A 15,915-nucleotide genomic window follows, 5' to 3' on the forward strand; every position below is an offset into this window, starting at 1 on the left:
CACTAAATTATTAATTGTTATATGAATGAAGATGGATAAGAGCTTGAAAATGCTGCAAAAGAGAATAATAAAATATATTAATAGAAGGGATAAAATAATAAGTAGGGACTTTTTATATCGAAAGTTCCGACTTATTATTTAGTTTGATATAGGTTTGAATTTAGCCTACAATATATTTGGCATTCTTACCCACCACTTTGTAGATCGCAAAAACGATAGCCCATGAAATACCGAAAGCTATAACAGCTGCCAATGGAATCTGCAAGCCAAGAGGAACACCAATCATACGCATTAGGATTACACACGGACTTGTAAAGAAATAGTGTATCATATAAATACCGAAACCACACAATGTCAGGTTAGCTAGAGCTTTCTGGATAGATACAGATTTCACATTGACCTTCTTTACCAACATAAATACCGGGACTGTCATCATTACGACATTCAAGGAGTTATAGGTAAAGAACAGTTCTAGTTGTTCATCTGTGAAATCCGGTAAAGAAGTTACATGACGGAATCCAAAGAAGGTAACAGCATATCCGATAAGGAACATCGGAATACCTATAGCTAGTATCTTACTTACCGGCCAATCCAGTTTACGTAAGTAATGGCCCAGCAATAAATACCCATTGAAGCCGGCAAAGTAATACGACATGCCAAATGAGTTCCAAGAACAGGTTCCCCACAAATACGGAGAGACATATTCATAATAATAAGGCAGCAATGTTGTTACTGCCCATACACCCAGAAACCACAGTTTTGCCTTGTCCGATGCCTTTTCCACCCAAGCAGAGAAGATAGGCAGGTATAAATAGAGGCCGATAAGCAAATAGATATACCACATGTGTACATCCAGTAAGGAGAAGTTGAATGGTATCTCGGCAATATATCCCATCGATACACCAAAGGCCTGTTTGGTAGCTTCTTCGCCTGAATAAGGGAAAAAGTCAAGAATAACATCTGGACTCAATCCTAATAAACCTGTAATCCAGGGGAATAAATTATATATAACCGACCAGATCAGGAACGGCCAAAGCACACGACTAATACGTTTCTTATAAAAAACAGAAGCATCTCCCTTTGTCGGTAACAATAAAGCTCCGGTGATCATAACAAAGAGGGGTACACAAGGACGAAGTAGTGCTCCATAAGCGGCACCCCAGAATTTAATATCTGTAATATTAGGTGGAATATCCCCAGGATAAAAGTTAAAAGGATCGGCACAATGACAACATACGACAGTAAACATAGCGACAAACCGCATCACATCCAGCCACACCACATGCGGCTTCGTGAAAAGAATAGTTTTGTTTTCCATAAGATTTAAAAGTTGATATAAGATAGTTTTATATTATTGCTTAGTATTGCTTATATTCGTTGTTTTATTGATTTTGTAAAGCATCAAGCAGGAGAGTGATATTGACTGTAAATAATCTTACGGAAATAGCCAGTAAAATAATTCCAAAGAATTTACGTATAATATAGATACCGCCTTTACCCAGTAAGCGTTCTACTTGCTTGGTCATACGCACCACAAAATAAACCCAAAGCATATTCAGAATCAGTGCTACGACAATATTGACACTGGCATATTCTGCCCTCAAAGATAATAAGGTAGTAAACGAACCGGCACCGGCCAGTAACGGAAAGACAAGGGGAACAAGCGTTGCTTCCTTGATCGGCCCCGTATTTTTAAAGATTTCGATATCGAGAATCATTTCGAGCGATAATAAAAAGATAACGAACGCTCCGGCTACGGCAAACGACTCTATGTCTACATGGAACAGTTTCAGTAAAAAGTCTCCAGCATAGAAAAATCCAATCATTAACAAAAAAGAGATAACCGTCGCCTTCAGGGCATTCACCTCTTTTCCTTTATCTTTTAGGTTAATAATAATAGGAATAGAACCGATAATATCAATTACAGCAAACAGTACGATAAAGGCACTGATCATTTGTTGGAAATTAAAATCTTCAAACATAACTAACCTTCCCTTTAGAATAGAATAATAACTAATTTCGTGAAGATAACATTTTTTTGTTATATGGCAATTTATGTAGCCATGAATCTTTCTATAATTGCTGATTATTAATAATTATAATATCTTTGCAGCGAACAATCAGGAACCTGATATGAGGTTTTAAACTTAAAGGTTATGGGAATAGTAATTGGGATAGACGTAGGAGGGAGCACTACCAAAATAGTAGGTATCGACGGGAAGGATATAAAGAATCCGATGTTTGTCAGAGCTACCGATCCGGTTACCTCATTATTCGGCGCATTCGGTAAATATTTATATGATAATGATATAGCCTTGTCAGCAGTCGAAAAGGTAATGCTAACAGGTGTTGGTAGTGCTTATATAAATCAGTCATTATACGGTTTGCCTACTGCTAAAACCGATGAATTCCTGGCGAATGGCCTGGGAGCACAATATCTGACCCGGTTAGATAAACTGATCGTTGTCAGCATGGGAACCGGAACTTCTTTCGTCAAAGTAGAAGGAGAGAAGATAGAGCATATCGGTGGTATAGGAATCGGAGGCGGAACAGTATTAGGGTTATCCAAATTACTTCTTAAAACACAGGATATACGTCAGGTCGTACAGCTGGCCCTAAAAGGCGACATAACAAATATCAATCTGCAAATACAGGATATATGTAATATTCCACTCCCTGGGCTTCCTTTGGATGCAACAGCTTCTACATTTGGGAAAGCCGACGCCAACTCTTCACAGGAAGATGTTGCCCTGGGTATCATTTATATGGTACTTCAATGTATTGGTCAGTCCGTAATATTAGCTGCTTTAAACAGCAATATACATGATTTTATTTTGATCGGAAATCTGACCAAATTACCTCAATGCAAAAGTATCTTTCCCAAACTCGAGGTTATGTATAATACTCGTTTCCATATTCCGGAATATGCTGAATATCGTACAGCTATAGGAGCGGCACTTACCTATATTAATAAAAGAGAATATATGAAAGTAATTTAATATAAAAAGGGTCGGAAACGTTTTTTATTTCCGACCCTTTCCTATTATATTAACCAAAATATAATCCTTGTTGAATACCATTACTTACAAATACCTGCCCATTCTTTCGTTGTATAAAAACTTTATTTTCACGGGCAAGCCATCCAATAGCTAAAGTGGTATCTTCGTGACTCAGATCAATCAATCGACTCAATTCGGGAATTGATAACTCCCTTCCTTTATTCAACTCGTGCCAGACTTTACCGGCATGCTCTCCGATCTTTTCTAATTCCATAATCGTAACATTTTTGATAAAATAGATTTACTCTTTAATATAAAACAAAAGAAAGTGTATTCTGTTCATTCCGTTTTCCATTTGAATCTTCTGCAAAGTACAAGGTTTTGACCGGATTGATCAATTCCTATTATTGGGTTTCTATGTCCTGTTTTTGCGATTATTCATCGTATAAAAATCAAATGTACTATCTTTGAAAATCATAAATCTGAACAGTATGGAGGAAAACATGCCTATATTTGATATTCCTACGGATTTTATTGCCGGTGACAATATTACGGGAGAGATATTGAAACGATATGTCAATTACTCTAGTAAAATGAAAGCCGTACTTTTTGCCTTATGTGTAAAGGGGAAAGTGCGTATTACACTGAATTTATCCGAACAGACAATCAAACAAAATGATTTTCTGACACTTACTCCAGACAGTTTCATACAAATCAATGAAGTTTCGCAGGATGCCCATTTTTACTACGCCTGTTTTTCACGGGAATTCATGGATAGTAATAACCTGATCCTGACTACAATCAGGCTGCTTCCTATGTTGACAGAATACCCTGTTATAAACTTGTCGGAAGACCTTACACAACTCTATCTGGATGTTTTCAAGCCTCTTTTACATGCCTATTCTCTCCCTTGTACTCTTGAGAATAAAGATATTATTAAGTCTATATTCACCATCTTTATACAGGGCACGGCTGAGTTATACAAAAATCATGGAAAATGGAAAAATCCATTCCATACCCGTAGTAAAGAAATATGCCGTGAATTTATAAAACTGGTTATGTCCCATTACACAACCCAGCGTAATGTAGCCTTTTATGCAGAACATCTGGGAGTTACCGTTTCTCATTTTTGTTCAACCATAAAAAAGGAAACGGGTAAGACTGCACTGGAAATCATCACAGCCATTGTGTTGATGGATATTAAAGCACAATTAAAATCGACTGATCTGCCGACAAAAGAGATTGCCTTTTCGTTGGGATTCAATAATATGTCTTTCTTTAACAGGTATTTCAAAAGACATACAGGAATGACACCCCAGGAATTTCGCAACAGCTAATACGATTATGATTTGAGTAAACGGAGAAAATCGTCTTTATAGCTGGGTGAAATTTCTATTTCCGTATTATCTTCCAACACAATATATCCACCCGAACTCAGCTTTCTATAAATTCAGATCTCTAACAAATTTCACATCATCAAAGATAACGATAATATACAATAAAAAATCCCTTGTTCCAGCAATTATCTGAAACAAGGGATTCCGATTTATCTATGAAAGATATTAAAACTTACACATATTTAGGTCTTTATCGACTAATAAGCCATCAATAACTTTTAGATTGAATTTTACTTTGCGTTTTGCTTTCAGTTTCAGGACAAACAGGTCGGTTGTTCCTTCCAGTGTTTCCTTGTCACCGAGATTTACAAAAGTAGGATACAATGCTTTCTGGCCGTTTGTATGTAGACGGTCGTAAGTAAGATTTTCCATTGCTTTCAGATTCAACGGTTCCACTCCGACAAATTCATAATCCTGCTGATCATAAGGCAAGGCAAAGCTTAATGCGTTGACAGCTTTCAGATCTGTTCCTTTTACCTTTACTTCTACGATTTCGTCTTTATTATACATCTGTTTCGGAGTATTGATCTCAATTGTTCCGGCAACCTTCTCTGTCCCCTGGTTTTCTATGCCACCATCCAACTGAGTAGTAACAACTGAAATATCATAAGCATCAATTAAACCATTCTGGTTGATATCACCTGCACTGACATAGTCGAAATCACTGTCACCTTTACGAAGACCAGTATAGTTCATATATGAAGTCAGGTCATTATTATCGATCTTCTTGTCCTTATTGATATCACCCGGCAGATAGCTTTCGGTTCCAGGAACTTTAAATACATACAATTCACGGCCTGAACCATAATTACCTACACCTTCGGTCACATTCAGTTTAATGTAACGTGCTTTGGGTTTATCCTTGAATTCGAAGACTTTGACATCACCGTTACGTTCGAAGCGGAAAGAGTCGACCGGAGTCCAGTTTTCTTTATCCATACTATATGAAACGAAACCTCTCAACATTGTACCATTGCCACCATCCTGACGAGACAAATAATGGAATTTGTCCAGTTGATTGATTGTACGGAGATCGATAATCATATCAAACGGTATAGCATTCTTACGATATTTCGTATGGAACATATCACCCAGTTCGGCAAAGTCAAATAAACGGAAAATCTCGAAACCTTCCTGTTCTTCGGCCGTCACTTCACCGCGAATACCTTGGATGGCAAATTCCAACGGATTGGATTTTGTTTTTGTACTGAAAGTACTCCAGTCTGAAAAACCGTCTTTGTTTACGGCACGAAGTTTGAATGTGTAGTCTGTTTCGGCTTCCAGTCCATCGAACAACAGTTCTGTATTCCTTATAGTAGTATACAACATGTTATTGAATTCGATTTCGTAGTAGTCGGCATTGTTTACCTTATTCCAAGTTGGTTTTAAGGTATAAGCTTCGACATTTTCGGCAGTAATCTGTCCGTTCGGGGCAGTCAGCGTTCCGGTGGTTACTTTCTGCGTATTTGCCGTATTGAAGCTATAACCTTCAACCTTCAATGTAATTTCATCTGAGGTAATATCGGAAGAAGCCAACTTCACCAGTAACTGCGGATTCTTTGTTATCGTAAGCTTTTCGAACTCGCTATCTTTAGTAGCAAACTTATTCAGGTTCGGGGCTGCATCATAGAAGTATGCGTTTTCTGCATTTTGGAACTCTGTCATTGAACGTGCCTCTGTCAGTTTTACTTTGTTCTTACCCACTTTGGCTACAAGCTTTTTAGGCATTTCAGATACGTTGATCCGCAGTTCGGTTGCTTTTTCTTTTGCAAAACCGTTAAAGTCACCCACAGTCGGATGAATTGTGATCACCACATTATTCTTACTATCAACCCTCGATTCGATCAGTGTAGTTGTACCTTTTCCTAATTTGTAAGCTTCTGTAAGTCCATCGTCATCATATTCAGTAAATGAACTGTTACCAGCAGGATAGAACTCATAAGTACGCAGATTCTTATTGATTTCAGAAACATTATTGTTAGGGTTGGTCATCGGAATGATCGCACCGCTTTTCACAAATACCGGAAGTTTCCAAAGTGGGGAAGCGAAGTTATTGATAACACAATTGCCTTCATATTTTTCTCCGGTGAAGTAGTCTACCCAAACACCTCCGGGCAAATAAATACCGTCACGAATATCATTTCCTTTTTCATCTACTTGTGTTTCCTGATAAATAGGAGCGACCAGGAAATAGGGACCGTACATAAACTGATATTCAGTAGCCTTTCCATAGGTGTAAGGATTTGGATATTCCAAGAACATTGCACGGATCATCGGTTTACCGTCAACAGCTTCTTTTGCGATACTGTAAGCATAAGACATCAGTTCCGATTTCATTTTCAGATACCAACGGTTAATTGAAGTGGCCGGTTCGCCAAGAGCATGCGGATATTTCTCATTCGAACCCCAGCCATCCATATTCAGTTCCATTGGTGTCCATGTCTTCCACTGGAAATCACGAGTATTCATTGCCAGATTTTTACCACCGAAGATACCGTCCATGTCGGAGGTTATATTGGGTTGTCCGGACAGTCCTGAACCTATATAAGTCGGGATATGGAAGCGGATATATTCCCATTGTCCACCCGTCTGGTCACCTGACCAGATACCGGCATAACGTTGTGTTCCGGCCCAACCATCCAGAGAGATGATAAACGGACGGGCATCGTTGCCATAATAAGGCATGATATGACCAACATCAGCTACACCGTTCAGACCGAATGAATAACCATCGCCTACCCATGCCACGTCTGTCTTAAGTACACGCACGCCGGCATCACGAACCTCTTTCACTATGTCGCGTTGCAGCAGTGCACTCACTTCGGGCTTCGGATGCAAATCCGACTGTGTCCAAAGACCTATTTCCACTCCGTTCTTATGGGCATAATCGGCAAGGTCTTTCAGATTCTGGATATTTCCATCCAGTGTTTCCGTTTGTCCGTATCCGGCGCCATAACCATCGTTTGGTAATAACCATCCGAGCGGCATATCATAGTTTTTATAACGGTCGATCACAGCACGGGCAGAGAACTGGTAATTATCCTTTTCTCCGTTCAACGATTCTTTAACACCGCCATTGTCCTTCTGACTTTCCTTATAACGTTTGCCGTCTTCAAAAAGAATACCTTTCTCATCTTCAGTCCAATAGTCACGATTGTAGGCATTCAGGTGTCCCTGATAGAAACCAAACTTAGGCAATAATACCGGATTACCTGTCAACTGATAAAAATCATTTAACAAGGCCACAGGTCCGTCACTGATCATATAAAAAGCATCCAGATAATCGGTGTCGTGGGATAATGTTACGATACCTTTTTCTGCTGCACCAAAATCATATTTACCTTGTTTAAAGGTGTACCACATAAAGCCATAGCCATTAGTAGACCAGTAATAAGGAACAGGAGAGGCCACACCACCATCAGTCCAGCTATTTTGATTTTCTATGGCTATCGCTTTACCCTTATGGGAGAAACGTCCGTTCTGGACACCGCCACCATAGAAATATTCTCCTGGTTTCTCTTTTAGGGTAAGAACTGTTTTGCCTTTCTCAAAAAGAACCGGTTTCACTTCTTCCAGGACCACTTCATTGGTTTCAAGATTGGATACTTTCAACAAAGACGTGTTTTTATCCAATTCTAGTTTTACTTTATCCGTACTGATAAAAATACAATTATTGTCTTCTTTCAGGGTTAACGAAGCTAGTGGTTTTCTGGGATTATCAACCAGGATTTGTGCTTCCGGTTTAGCTTCCGGATCACGTATGATACCTCCGTTTATATCCTGGAATACACGGAAGATGTTTTCTCCATAAAAGTCAAAAGCCATTCTTTGGTTATCAGAGAACTGGATTTCGATGGTTGTAGGATTGATTTGTTTCGCTCCGACTATTTTTTTTGCCTGTTGCATTTCCATACAGATATTATCTGCTTTTTGTATGGCTTGCATGGATAAGGGCGAAAACAGCGGAAAGGCTAAAGCTAATATCAGCACTTTCTTTTGTTTCAGTTTTTTGATAGAGTCATTCATGTTATTAAATGTTGTTTTAACGTATAAAATCTTTTAAACAACAAACTTACGGGATATAATTTTCATACGCAAGAATTTACAATATATCCTACAAGAAAATATTAACAATCAAGCATTGAAGGGGTATTTGATCAAAACAACTACACCTGTACCGACACCTTCTTTTTCGATTATTTTCATTGTTATTTGGGTATTATATAAACTATTCAGGAGACTGATCCGTTCATGCGTATTTGTCAGCCCACGCGAATGATGTTCTTTTTGATGGTGCGTTTTCAGTTCATTACTTTTCTTCAGACCGATACCATTATCTTCAATCACGACAGACAGGATATTGCCATCAGCCTTAACTGACAGTTTCAATAACCCGCCGGATTCTTTATATCGCAGGCCAATTCTTTCAGCTGTTCCAACTCTGTTGAAAGCGGAGTGAAATCCTTATTTGAATTTTCCAGAATGTTCCGCATCAGGCGCGAATAGGAGGAAAGGTATTTATTTGCTTCCAACTCATTGTTTTGGGCAATGAACTGATTGACGCTATTCAGGCTGTTGAAGATAGTGAAGAATTCTGTGGTACCGTCATCCGTAAAGCTGTAAAGGAACTGGAATGGGGACGCAACGATGCAGACATGAAACTGATCTATATTGCCGGAAACGAAATCTTTACACAAGGCTCCAAGCGTCAGATTTATATAGATGAACAACTAAAAAATGAAGGGGAAAGTAAAGGGGATGATCTGGGCAATGCAATTACGGAGTCTATTCTCGCCATAGCAAAGGTGAAAGAATATGAGTAATTCTATTTATGAGGGTGTTAAATATATTAATGGCGCCCTCGTAAACATTTTTGAGGACACCATTAATAAAAACAGAGAAAAGACATATTTGATCAAGAAGTAGAGATTACTCCATCAGCAATCTTTATATCATCTATTTTGACTTTTCTTCCATCTATTTCTACATCAAATTTCAGATACAGTTCGGATTTCTTCATTTCAGGTATGTAATCAAAAGAAGATCTTATTGTTTCATTAGCACCTGTTTCATATGTAATTACATCCCCTTTTTCTATATCCTCTACATCCTCTCCTTTGAATGTGTAAAGTTGTCCTTTTGCTTCACCACCGGAATAACGAAGAACCGGAGTTATTTTTATAACAGCATTTTTATAGAACCACTGGGGAGGGAATATGATATTTTGGATAGTCACAGGCACCTTACCACCTACAGCCTCTAACGGTTGTGGCTTTGCTTTGATAGAACTTTTATCCCAAAATAGCATTGTTTTTACCGAATACCTAAATTGCGATATCAGCTTATTGTCCTTTAGAATAGAGACAATTATGCGCCCTTCTTCGTTCCAGGCTTCTAAAGGTATCAAAGTGATAGAATTGTTATTACGATTATGCTTAACTCTCCATCCGTTAGTTGCTTCAAAATCAACTGTTGTTTGTGAATCCGGATTTTCTACCTTATACGTAATCTCTTTTGTCTCATTAGCCCACATTCTTTCTGTAATCAAACCATTTTCATTTACATCAAAGAGAATTTTCATTGCTTTAGAATTTTCTTTGGGCAACTTTAATATAGTACCTGTCGTTAGTTTTAATTCGATATAGTCTCCTTTGTCCGTTACGCTTTTAAATGGAGAGTAGCCATCAACGCCATCTTTACCGTTGGTTCCATTCGCCCCGTCCTTTCCGTCGATACCATTTACTCCATCTTTCCCGTTTTGTCCGTCTTTACCCTTAGCAGAAACCGGTCTACCATTAACTAAAAGTTCTTTAGGACCTTCTCCATAATCTACAGTCCAGTTTCCACTGGAGTTTACGCCGATAACAGGCGTTTTGCCGCTCACTCCGGTCGTTTGTACTTTATTGCCATTTGAATCTAAAACCCAGGAAGCAGGATTGTCCCCAACCTTTTGTGTCCAATAAAAAATGCCATCTAACTCATCTACACCAATTACCGGATAATCACCATTTGTACCATCTTTTACCACAATGGTATTTCCTTTAAGAAAATTAATAGCATATCCGCTTTTGTCTGCCAGTTCATTTACACTTGTAATGTAATCATTAGCCTCCAATAACGATACAATTTGTTTCAGGCCAACAATGTCTGTATTAGCCTGTTCACAGATTTTTTCTAGTTTGGAAACTCTTTCTATCAAATCATCCACATCATCTCTCAAATCCTTTTGACAACTAGTGGTTGAGAATAAAAGGATACCTAAGAATAAAATAAAGTCTTTCTTCATAAATATGCATTTTGAACTATAAAATAGTCCCGTTATATATTCTATTATAGTGGTTTACATCATCAACAAAGGTAGCTAAAAGAAGAAAAAAATCTGCTTTTTATAAAAGAATGCAAGTTTGTCTTTAGAAATAATAGAACTGTTAGATATTTTAAATTTATGCATTAATTGTTTTTCAGGCGAACAATATTAGATGTGAAAAATATATAATTAAAGAAGTGGGCTAGAGACCTCTTGGAACTGAATAGAAAACCTGATTCATCAATAAATAACAAAAAGGAAGCAACTCCTTTTATATATAAAACCAAATAAATCAAATAAATACGTTGAATTACAACATTTTATCCTTTTCAGGTCAGGGTGCAAAATTATCACATATTGTGATAATTTATTCGCACAGATTATACCAAAAAAGGAGTTCCAAATGGAACTCCTTTTTTATTGTTGGATTATATCCGGCTGCTATCCGATCATCTGAACGCTACGTTTAATGAACTGGCTTAATGCTTCACCTTTCAGCATACCGTTGGCAAGCAACGCCAAGTCTATTAATTGGCTAACCAGTTTGTTGCTGCCGGCATATTCTGCCAGGATAGCATTACGCTGTGAAGATAGTTCGTTGATCTTATGATTTGTATTCGTCATATCTTCTTTTTCTTCAGAAGTGATCTCTTCCTCTTTCTTCTTGCTCTGTGCTTCGCGCAAATCAGCCTGGCGAGCTTTCCAGCCTTTCAGATCGGCGAGGATCGGTTTTAATTTGTCTTCGCAGTTCTGTTCTTCTTCGGAAAGTACTTTCTTAACCAATTCGTGATCTGTATTCAATACCAGATTATAGTTATCCGGCATCTCACCATAGAATGACATACCTGGCTGCATAGCAGACATTTCACGCATACGGCGCATATATTCACTCTGGGTCAGCATCACTGGATTGGAGTTTTCACCTAATGCTTCGAAAGTAACGATAAAGTCAGTCTTTTCGATCTTCGGTAGCTGGCTTTTGAACATTTCCTGTAAAGCATTCTTTTGATCTTCGTTCAGTGTTACCTGGTTTGCATTTTCCTTACGAATCAGATTGTCGACCGTATCGCTGTCCACACGAACGAAGCGAGTCTTTTCAAACTTCTGTTCCATCTGGCTGATAGCATGAACATCCAGTTGGCCGTCCATGATCAAGACGCTGTATGCCTTTTCTTTGGCAGCATGGATATAGCTGTATTGGTCGTTGGCATTTGTGGTGTACAGATAGATAAGATTACCATCTTTATCTGTCTGGTTAGCTTCAACCAACGCCTTATATTCTTCAAATGTATAATATTTACCATCTACGTCTTTTAGAAGAGCGAATTTAGCAGCACGATCATAGAACTTTTCGTCGCTAAGCATACCATATTGGATGAATAGCTTCAGGCTATCCCATTTTTCTTCGAACTGAGGACGGTTGTTCTTGAACATTTCTTCTAAACGATCAGCCACTTTCTTTGTGATATGGTTAGAGATCTTTTTCACGTTCTGGTCACTCTGTAGATAAGAACGGGATACGTTCAAAGGAATATCCGGAGAGTCGAGTACGCCGTGCAACAATGTCAGGAATTCAGGGACAATGCCTTCTACCGAATCGGTAACGAATACCTGGTTACTGTATAACTGGATCTTATTACGATGTAAATCGAGATTGCTCTTGATACGTGGGAAATACAGGATACCAGTCAGGTTGAACGGATAATCTACATTCAGATGAATCCAGAATAAAGGTTCTTCCGACATAGGATACAGATCCTGATAGAATTTTTTATAATCTTCATCCGTCATATCAGCCGGTTTGCGAACCCATGCCGGAGTGATATCGTTGATAATGTTATCTTCGTTGGTATCAACATATTTACCATCTTTCCATTCCTGTTTCTTGCCGAATGCGATAGGAACGGGGAGGAAGCGGCAATATTTGGTCAACAGGCCGCTGATCTTTTCTTTATTCAGGAAGTCCTTATTTTCGTCGTCGATATACAGGATGATGTCTGTACCGCGATCATCTTTCTGTGTCTCTTCCAGTGTATACTCGGGAGTACCGTCACAGCTCCATTTCATAGGAACTGCACCTTCTTTGTAAGATTTGGTTACGATTTCAACTTTCTTAGAAACCATGAAAGAAGAATAGAAACCAAGACCGAAGTGTCCGATGATAGCTGCAGCATCATTCTTATATTTTTCTACAAATTCTTCTGCACCCGAAAAGGCAATCTGGTTGATGTATTTGTCGATCTCTTCAGCTGTCATACCGATACCACGGTCGGATATTTTGATGATCTTGTCGTCAAAACTTACATGAACAGTCAGGTCGCCCAGCTCACCTTTGAATTCACCGACAGATGAAAGTGTTTTTAATTTCTGTGTAGCATCTACAGCATTCGATACTAATTCACGAAGAAAGATTTCGTGATCACTATACAAAAACTTCTTAATAATAGGGAAGATGTTCTCGCTTGTAACACCAATGTTTCCTTGTTTAGCCATATCGTTTATATTTTATTTATGTATTAATAATTCGTTTGACGTTACGGTATAAACAAAAAAAATGCCAGATAGGTTCTATCTGACATTTTGACTTTATAACCGACAGAAACGGCTTATGCCTGTTCTTTCTTCTGCACGGATGTAACTATTTTCTGTTCCTCTTTATTGAAGTCTACAATGATTTTGTCTCCTTCGCCAACGGAAGCACGGATAATCAATTCGGCCATTTCGTCTTCCAGGTATTTCTGAATAGCACGTTTCAGCGGACGGGCACCGAACTGTACATCGTAGCCTTTCGTTGCAATGAAGTCTTTTGCCTCGTCGGTAAGAACCAATTCGTAACCCAAACCACAAACCCGCTTGTAAAGTCCCTGTAACTCAATATCGATGATCTTATGGATAGCATCTTTATCAAGCTGATCGAACATGATGATATCGTCTACACGGTTCAGGAATTCCGGAGCAAAAGCTTTATTCAATGCTTTCTGAATAACACTACGTGAGAAATCTTTATCCATTTCACCAGCTGCCTGCGAACTGAAACCGACACCACGGCCAAAGTCTTTCAACTGGCGTGTTCCGATATTAGAAGTCATGATCAGAATCGTATTTTTGAAGTCGATCCGTCTGCCAAGACTGTCAGTCAGGCGACCTTCGTCTAATACCTGCAACAGCAAATTGAATACATCCGGATGCGCTTTTTCGATCTCATCGAGCAATACGACAGAGTAAGGTTTACGACGAACCTTTTCGGTCAGTTGACCGCCTTCTTCATAACCTACATATCCCGGAGGTGCCCCGATCAAACGTGACACTGCGAACTTTTCAAGGTATTCGCTCATATCAATACGAACTAATGCGTCCGCCGAATCGAACAGATATTCTGCCAACTTCTTAGCCAGGTGCGTCTTACCGACACCTGTCGGACCAAGGAACATAAATGTTCCGATCGGCTTATTCGGATCTTTCAAGCCTACACGGTTACGCTGGATAGCTTTCACAATCTTCTGAACGGCATCATCCTGGCCAACTACCTGCTTTTTCAAATTCTCTGCCATTTCCAGCAGTTTCAGGTTTTCAGCCTTTGCTATTCGTTGAACAGGGACACCTGACATCATGGCTACCACTTCGGCTACTTTGTCTTCGTCTACTGTTTCGCGATGTTCCTGCAATTCCTGTTCCCATTTAGCTTTAGCAGCTTCCAGTTGCAGCAGATACTGACGTTCCTTATCACGGAAACTTGCTGCCAATTCGAAATTCTGGGACTTAACAGCCGCCAGTTTTTCGGTCTTCGTATCTTCTATCTTAGCTTCCAGTTCTTCGATACTTTTCGGAACTGTAATATTAGATATATGTACGCGAGAACCGGCTTCATCCAGTGCATCGATCGCTTTATCTGGGAAATTACGGTCGCTGATATATCGTTCTGTCAGCTTCACACAAGCATCCAGGGCCTCGTCGGTGTAGATCACATTATGGTGTTCTTCGTAACGAGGTTTGATATTTTTCAGGATCTGCAATGTCTCTTCTGCCGTAGTCGGATCAACAATTACTTTCTGGAAACGACGTTCCAGTGCACCGTCTTTCTCGATGTTCTTGCGATACTCGTCAAGCGTAGTTGCACCTATGCATTGTATTTCGCCACGGGCCAATGCTGGTTTCAACATATTGGCAGCATCCATAGAGCCGGAAGCCGAACCTGCACCTACGATAGTATGAATTTCATCAATGAACAGGATGATATTCGGATTCTTGGAAAGTTCGTTCAATATCGCTTTTATACGTTCTTCAAACTGTCCACGATATTTTGTACCGGCAACGATAGAGGCCATATCCAAACTGATCACACGCTTGTCAAACAATACGCGGGATACTTTACGCTGGATAATGCGCAACGCAAGCCCTTCTACAATAGCTGATTTACCAACACCCGGTTCACCGATCAACACCGGATTATTCTTTTTACGACGGCTCAGAATCTGCGCCAGACGTTCAATTTCTTTTTCACGGCCTACGATCGGGTCTAAACGATTCTCGGATGCGGCACGTGTCATATCCGTACCAAAGTTATCCAACACTGGAGTATCGTTCGGTGATTTCGGCTGTGCGGCACCTGTACCTGAGGAGGAGCGGGGCGATTCCTTGCGGGAAGAAAAGTCTTCTTCATCATCGTCTTCGTCGTCGGTGTAACCATCGCTGATTTCATCCACTTCTTCCAGTTCTTCCATTCGATTCATATCCGTTCCGTTTGCCAGATTATTGTATACATTACGATAGTTTATACCGGCTTCGCTCAATGCTTTGGCAGCAACATTGAATTCTTCTTTTAAAATGGCCAGAAGCAGATGTTCCGTACCAGTCTCGTCTGTTTTGAACAAACGCGACTCCAGCATACTCATACGTAATACACGTTCTGTTGTTTTACTGATGGCGATATCGTGAAGTTCGGACTCTTCCGTATCAAATGTATTTTTGATCTCTTGTTCAATTCTCTTCTTTATGTCATGTACGTTGACATTCAGATCACGCAATAACTGCATGGCTCTTCCTTCACCATCACGTATGATACCAAGCATCAAATGTTCCGGTCCGATATAACTGTTCTGAAGCCTGGCAGCTTCCTCGCGGCTATATTCAATAACGTCCATCAATCTTTTTGAATAATTATTTTTCATACTTATATGAATCCTTCTATTATAATAATGTACTGTGAATGCAA

At 39.3% G+C, this 15,915-nt stretch carries 12 protein-coding genes; 3 read left to right on the forward strand and 9 right to left on the reverse strand.

What is annotated here, in order from left to right:
* Nucleotides 1-160 precede the first annotated feature (160 nt).
* Together BQ7394_RS11245 and BQ7394_RS11250 are read right to left on the reverse strand one after the other, a co-directional pair.
* On the reverse strand, nucleotides 161-1,318 hold the full coding sequence (locus BQ7394_RS11245) for an acyltransferase (protein ID WP_075557521.1): 1,158 nt from the start codon (nucleotides 1,316-1,318) through the stop codon (nucleotides 161-163).
* 64 nt (nucleotides 1,319-1,382) lie between these two features.
* Complete coding sequence (locus BQ7394_RS11250; RefSeq protein WP_075557522.1) at nucleotides 1,383-1,982, reverse strand: MarC family protein; 600 nt, start codon at nucleotides 1,980-1,982, stop codon at nucleotides 1,383-1,385.
* Nucleotides 1,983-2,156: 174 nt separating this feature from the next.
* Here BQ7394_RS11250 and coaW point away from each other — a divergent pair, with 174 nt between their 5' ends.
* Nucleotides 2,157-2,999 carry a type II pantothenate kinase gene (gene coaW / locus BQ7394_RS11255; RefSeq protein ID WP_075557523.1) on the forward strand — a complete coding sequence of 281 codons (843 nt, stop codon included), beginning with the start codon at nucleotides 2,157-2,159 and terminating at the stop codon, nucleotides 2,997-2,999.
* Between the two features lie 49 nt (nucleotides 3,000-3,048).
* Here the strand turns inward: coaW and BQ7394_RS11260 are convergent, their stop codons facing one another.
* Nucleotides 3,049-3,273 (reverse strand): winged helix-turn-helix domain-containing protein, encoded by a 225-nt coding sequence (locus BQ7394_RS11260; protein WP_075557524.1) that lies wholly within the window; start codon nucleotides 3,271-3,273, stop codon nucleotides 3,049-3,051.
* A 217-nt stretch (nucleotides 3,274-3,490) separates the two neighbouring features.
* Between BQ7394_RS11260 and BQ7394_RS11265 the strand changes: the two genes are divergently transcribed.
* Nucleotides 3,491-4,336, forward strand: a complete 846-nt coding sequence (locus BQ7394_RS11265) for a helix-turn-helix domain-containing protein (RefSeq protein ID WP_075557525.1) — start codon at nucleotides 3,491-3,493, stop codon at nucleotides 4,334-4,336.
* A 225-nt stretch (nucleotides 4,337-4,561) separates the two neighbouring features.
* Here the strand turns inward: BQ7394_RS11265 and BQ7394_RS11270 are convergent, their stop codons facing one another.
* The 3 genes from BQ7394_RS11270 to BQ7394_RS26270 all read right to left on the reverse strand — a co-directional run bounded on the left by BQ7394_RS11270 (nucleotide 4,562) and on the right by BQ7394_RS26270 (nucleotide 8,928).
* On the reverse strand, nucleotides 4,562-8,422 hold the full coding sequence (locus tag BQ7394_RS11270; protein WP_075557526.1) for a TIM-barrel domain-containing protein: 3,861 nt from the start codon (nucleotides 8,420-8,422) through the stop codon (nucleotides 4,562-4,564).
* A 108-nt stretch (nucleotides 8,423-8,530) separates the two neighbouring features.
* A complete protein-coding gene (locus tag BQ7394_RS26265; protein ID WP_075557527.1) occupies nucleotides 8,531-8,785 on the reverse strand; it encodes a sensor histidine kinase in 255 nt (84 codons plus the stop codon).
* Complete coding sequence (locus BQ7394_RS26270; protein ID WP_235848731.1) at nucleotides 8,782-8,928, reverse strand: hypothetical protein; 147 nt, start codon at nucleotides 8,926-8,928, stop codon at nucleotides 8,782-8,784. The genes BQ7394_RS26265 and BQ7394_RS26270 overlap by 4 nt, the downstream gene beginning before the upstream one ends.
* A gap of 9 nt (nucleotides 8,929-8,937) precedes the next feature.
* Between BQ7394_RS26270 and BQ7394_RS25970 the strand changes: the two genes are divergently transcribed.
* A complete protein-coding gene (locus tag BQ7394_RS25970; RefSeq protein ID WP_139317699.1) occupies nucleotides 8,938-9,219 on the forward strand; it encodes a hypothetical protein in 282 nt (93 codons plus the stop codon).
* Between the two features lie 92 nt (nucleotides 9,220-9,311).
* On the opposite strand, the gene BQ7394_RS11285 is transcribed toward BQ7394_RS25970, so the two are convergent.
* The 3 genes from BQ7394_RS11285 to BQ7394_RS11295 form a co-directional block, all read right to left on the reverse strand.
* The gene (locus tag BQ7394_RS11285) at nucleotides 9,312-10,682 is read right to left on the reverse strand and encodes a PL29 family lyase N-terminal domain-containing protein (RefSeq protein WP_075557529.1); all 1,371 of its coding nucleotides are present in this window, start codon (nucleotides 10,680-10,682) and stop codon (nucleotides 9,312-9,314) included.
* 462 nt (nucleotides 10,683-11,144) lie between these two features.
* Entirely contained in the window at nucleotides 11,145-13,196 is a 2,052-nt protein-coding gene (gene htpG, locus BQ7394_RS11290) for a molecular chaperone HtpG (RefSeq protein ID WP_075557530.1), read from the reverse strand.
* 113 nt (nucleotides 13,197-13,309) lie between these two features.
* On the reverse strand, nucleotides 13,310-15,871 hold the full coding sequence (locus tag BQ7394_RS11295; protein WP_075557531.1) for an ATP-dependent Clp protease ATP-binding subunit: 2,562 nt from the start codon (nucleotides 15,869-15,871) through the stop codon (nucleotides 13,310-13,312).
* Between the last annotated feature and the right edge of the window lie 44 nt (nucleotides 15,872-15,915).

The organism is Parabacteroides timonensis (assembly GCF_900128505.1).
GTDB lineage: Bacteria > Bacteroidota > Bacteroidia > Bacteroidales > Tannerellaceae > Parabacteroides > Parabacteroides timonensis.

Coding starts and splice junctions, on each gene's coding strand:
- BQ7394_RS11250 (WP_075557522.1), bottom strand. CDS start 1,982: ATGTTTGAAGATTTTAATTTCCAACAAATGATCAGTGCCTTTATCGTA.
- BQ7394_RS11270 (WP_075557526.1), bottom strand. CDS start 8,422: ATGAATGACTCTATCAAAAAACTGAAACAAAAGAAAGTGCTGATATTA.
- BQ7394_RS11265 (WP_075557525.1), top strand. CDS start 3,491: ATGGAGGAAAACATGCCTATATTTGATATTCCTACGGATTTTATTGCC.
- htpG (WP_075557530.1), bottom strand. CDS start 13,196: ATGGCTAAACAAGGAAACATTGGTGTTACAAGCGAGAACATCTTCCCT.
- BQ7394_RS11260 (WP_075557524.1), bottom strand. CDS start 3,273: ATGGAATTAGAAAAGATCGGAGAGCATGCCGGTAAAGTCTGGCACGAG.
- BQ7394_RS11295 (WP_075557531.1), bottom strand. CDS start 15,871: ATGAAAAATAATTATTCAAAAAGATTGATGGACGTTATTGAATATAGC.
- coaW (WP_075557523.1), top strand. CDS start 2,157: ATGGGAATAGTAATTGGGATAGACGTAGGAGGGAGCACTACCAAAATA.
- BQ7394_RS11285 (WP_075557529.1), bottom strand. CDS start 10,682: ATGAAGAAAGACTTTATTTTATTCTTAGGTATCCTTTTATTCTCAACC.
- BQ7394_RS11245 (WP_075557521.1), bottom strand. CDS start 1,318: ATGGAAAACAAAACTATTCTTTTCACGAAGCCGCATGTGGTGTGGCTG.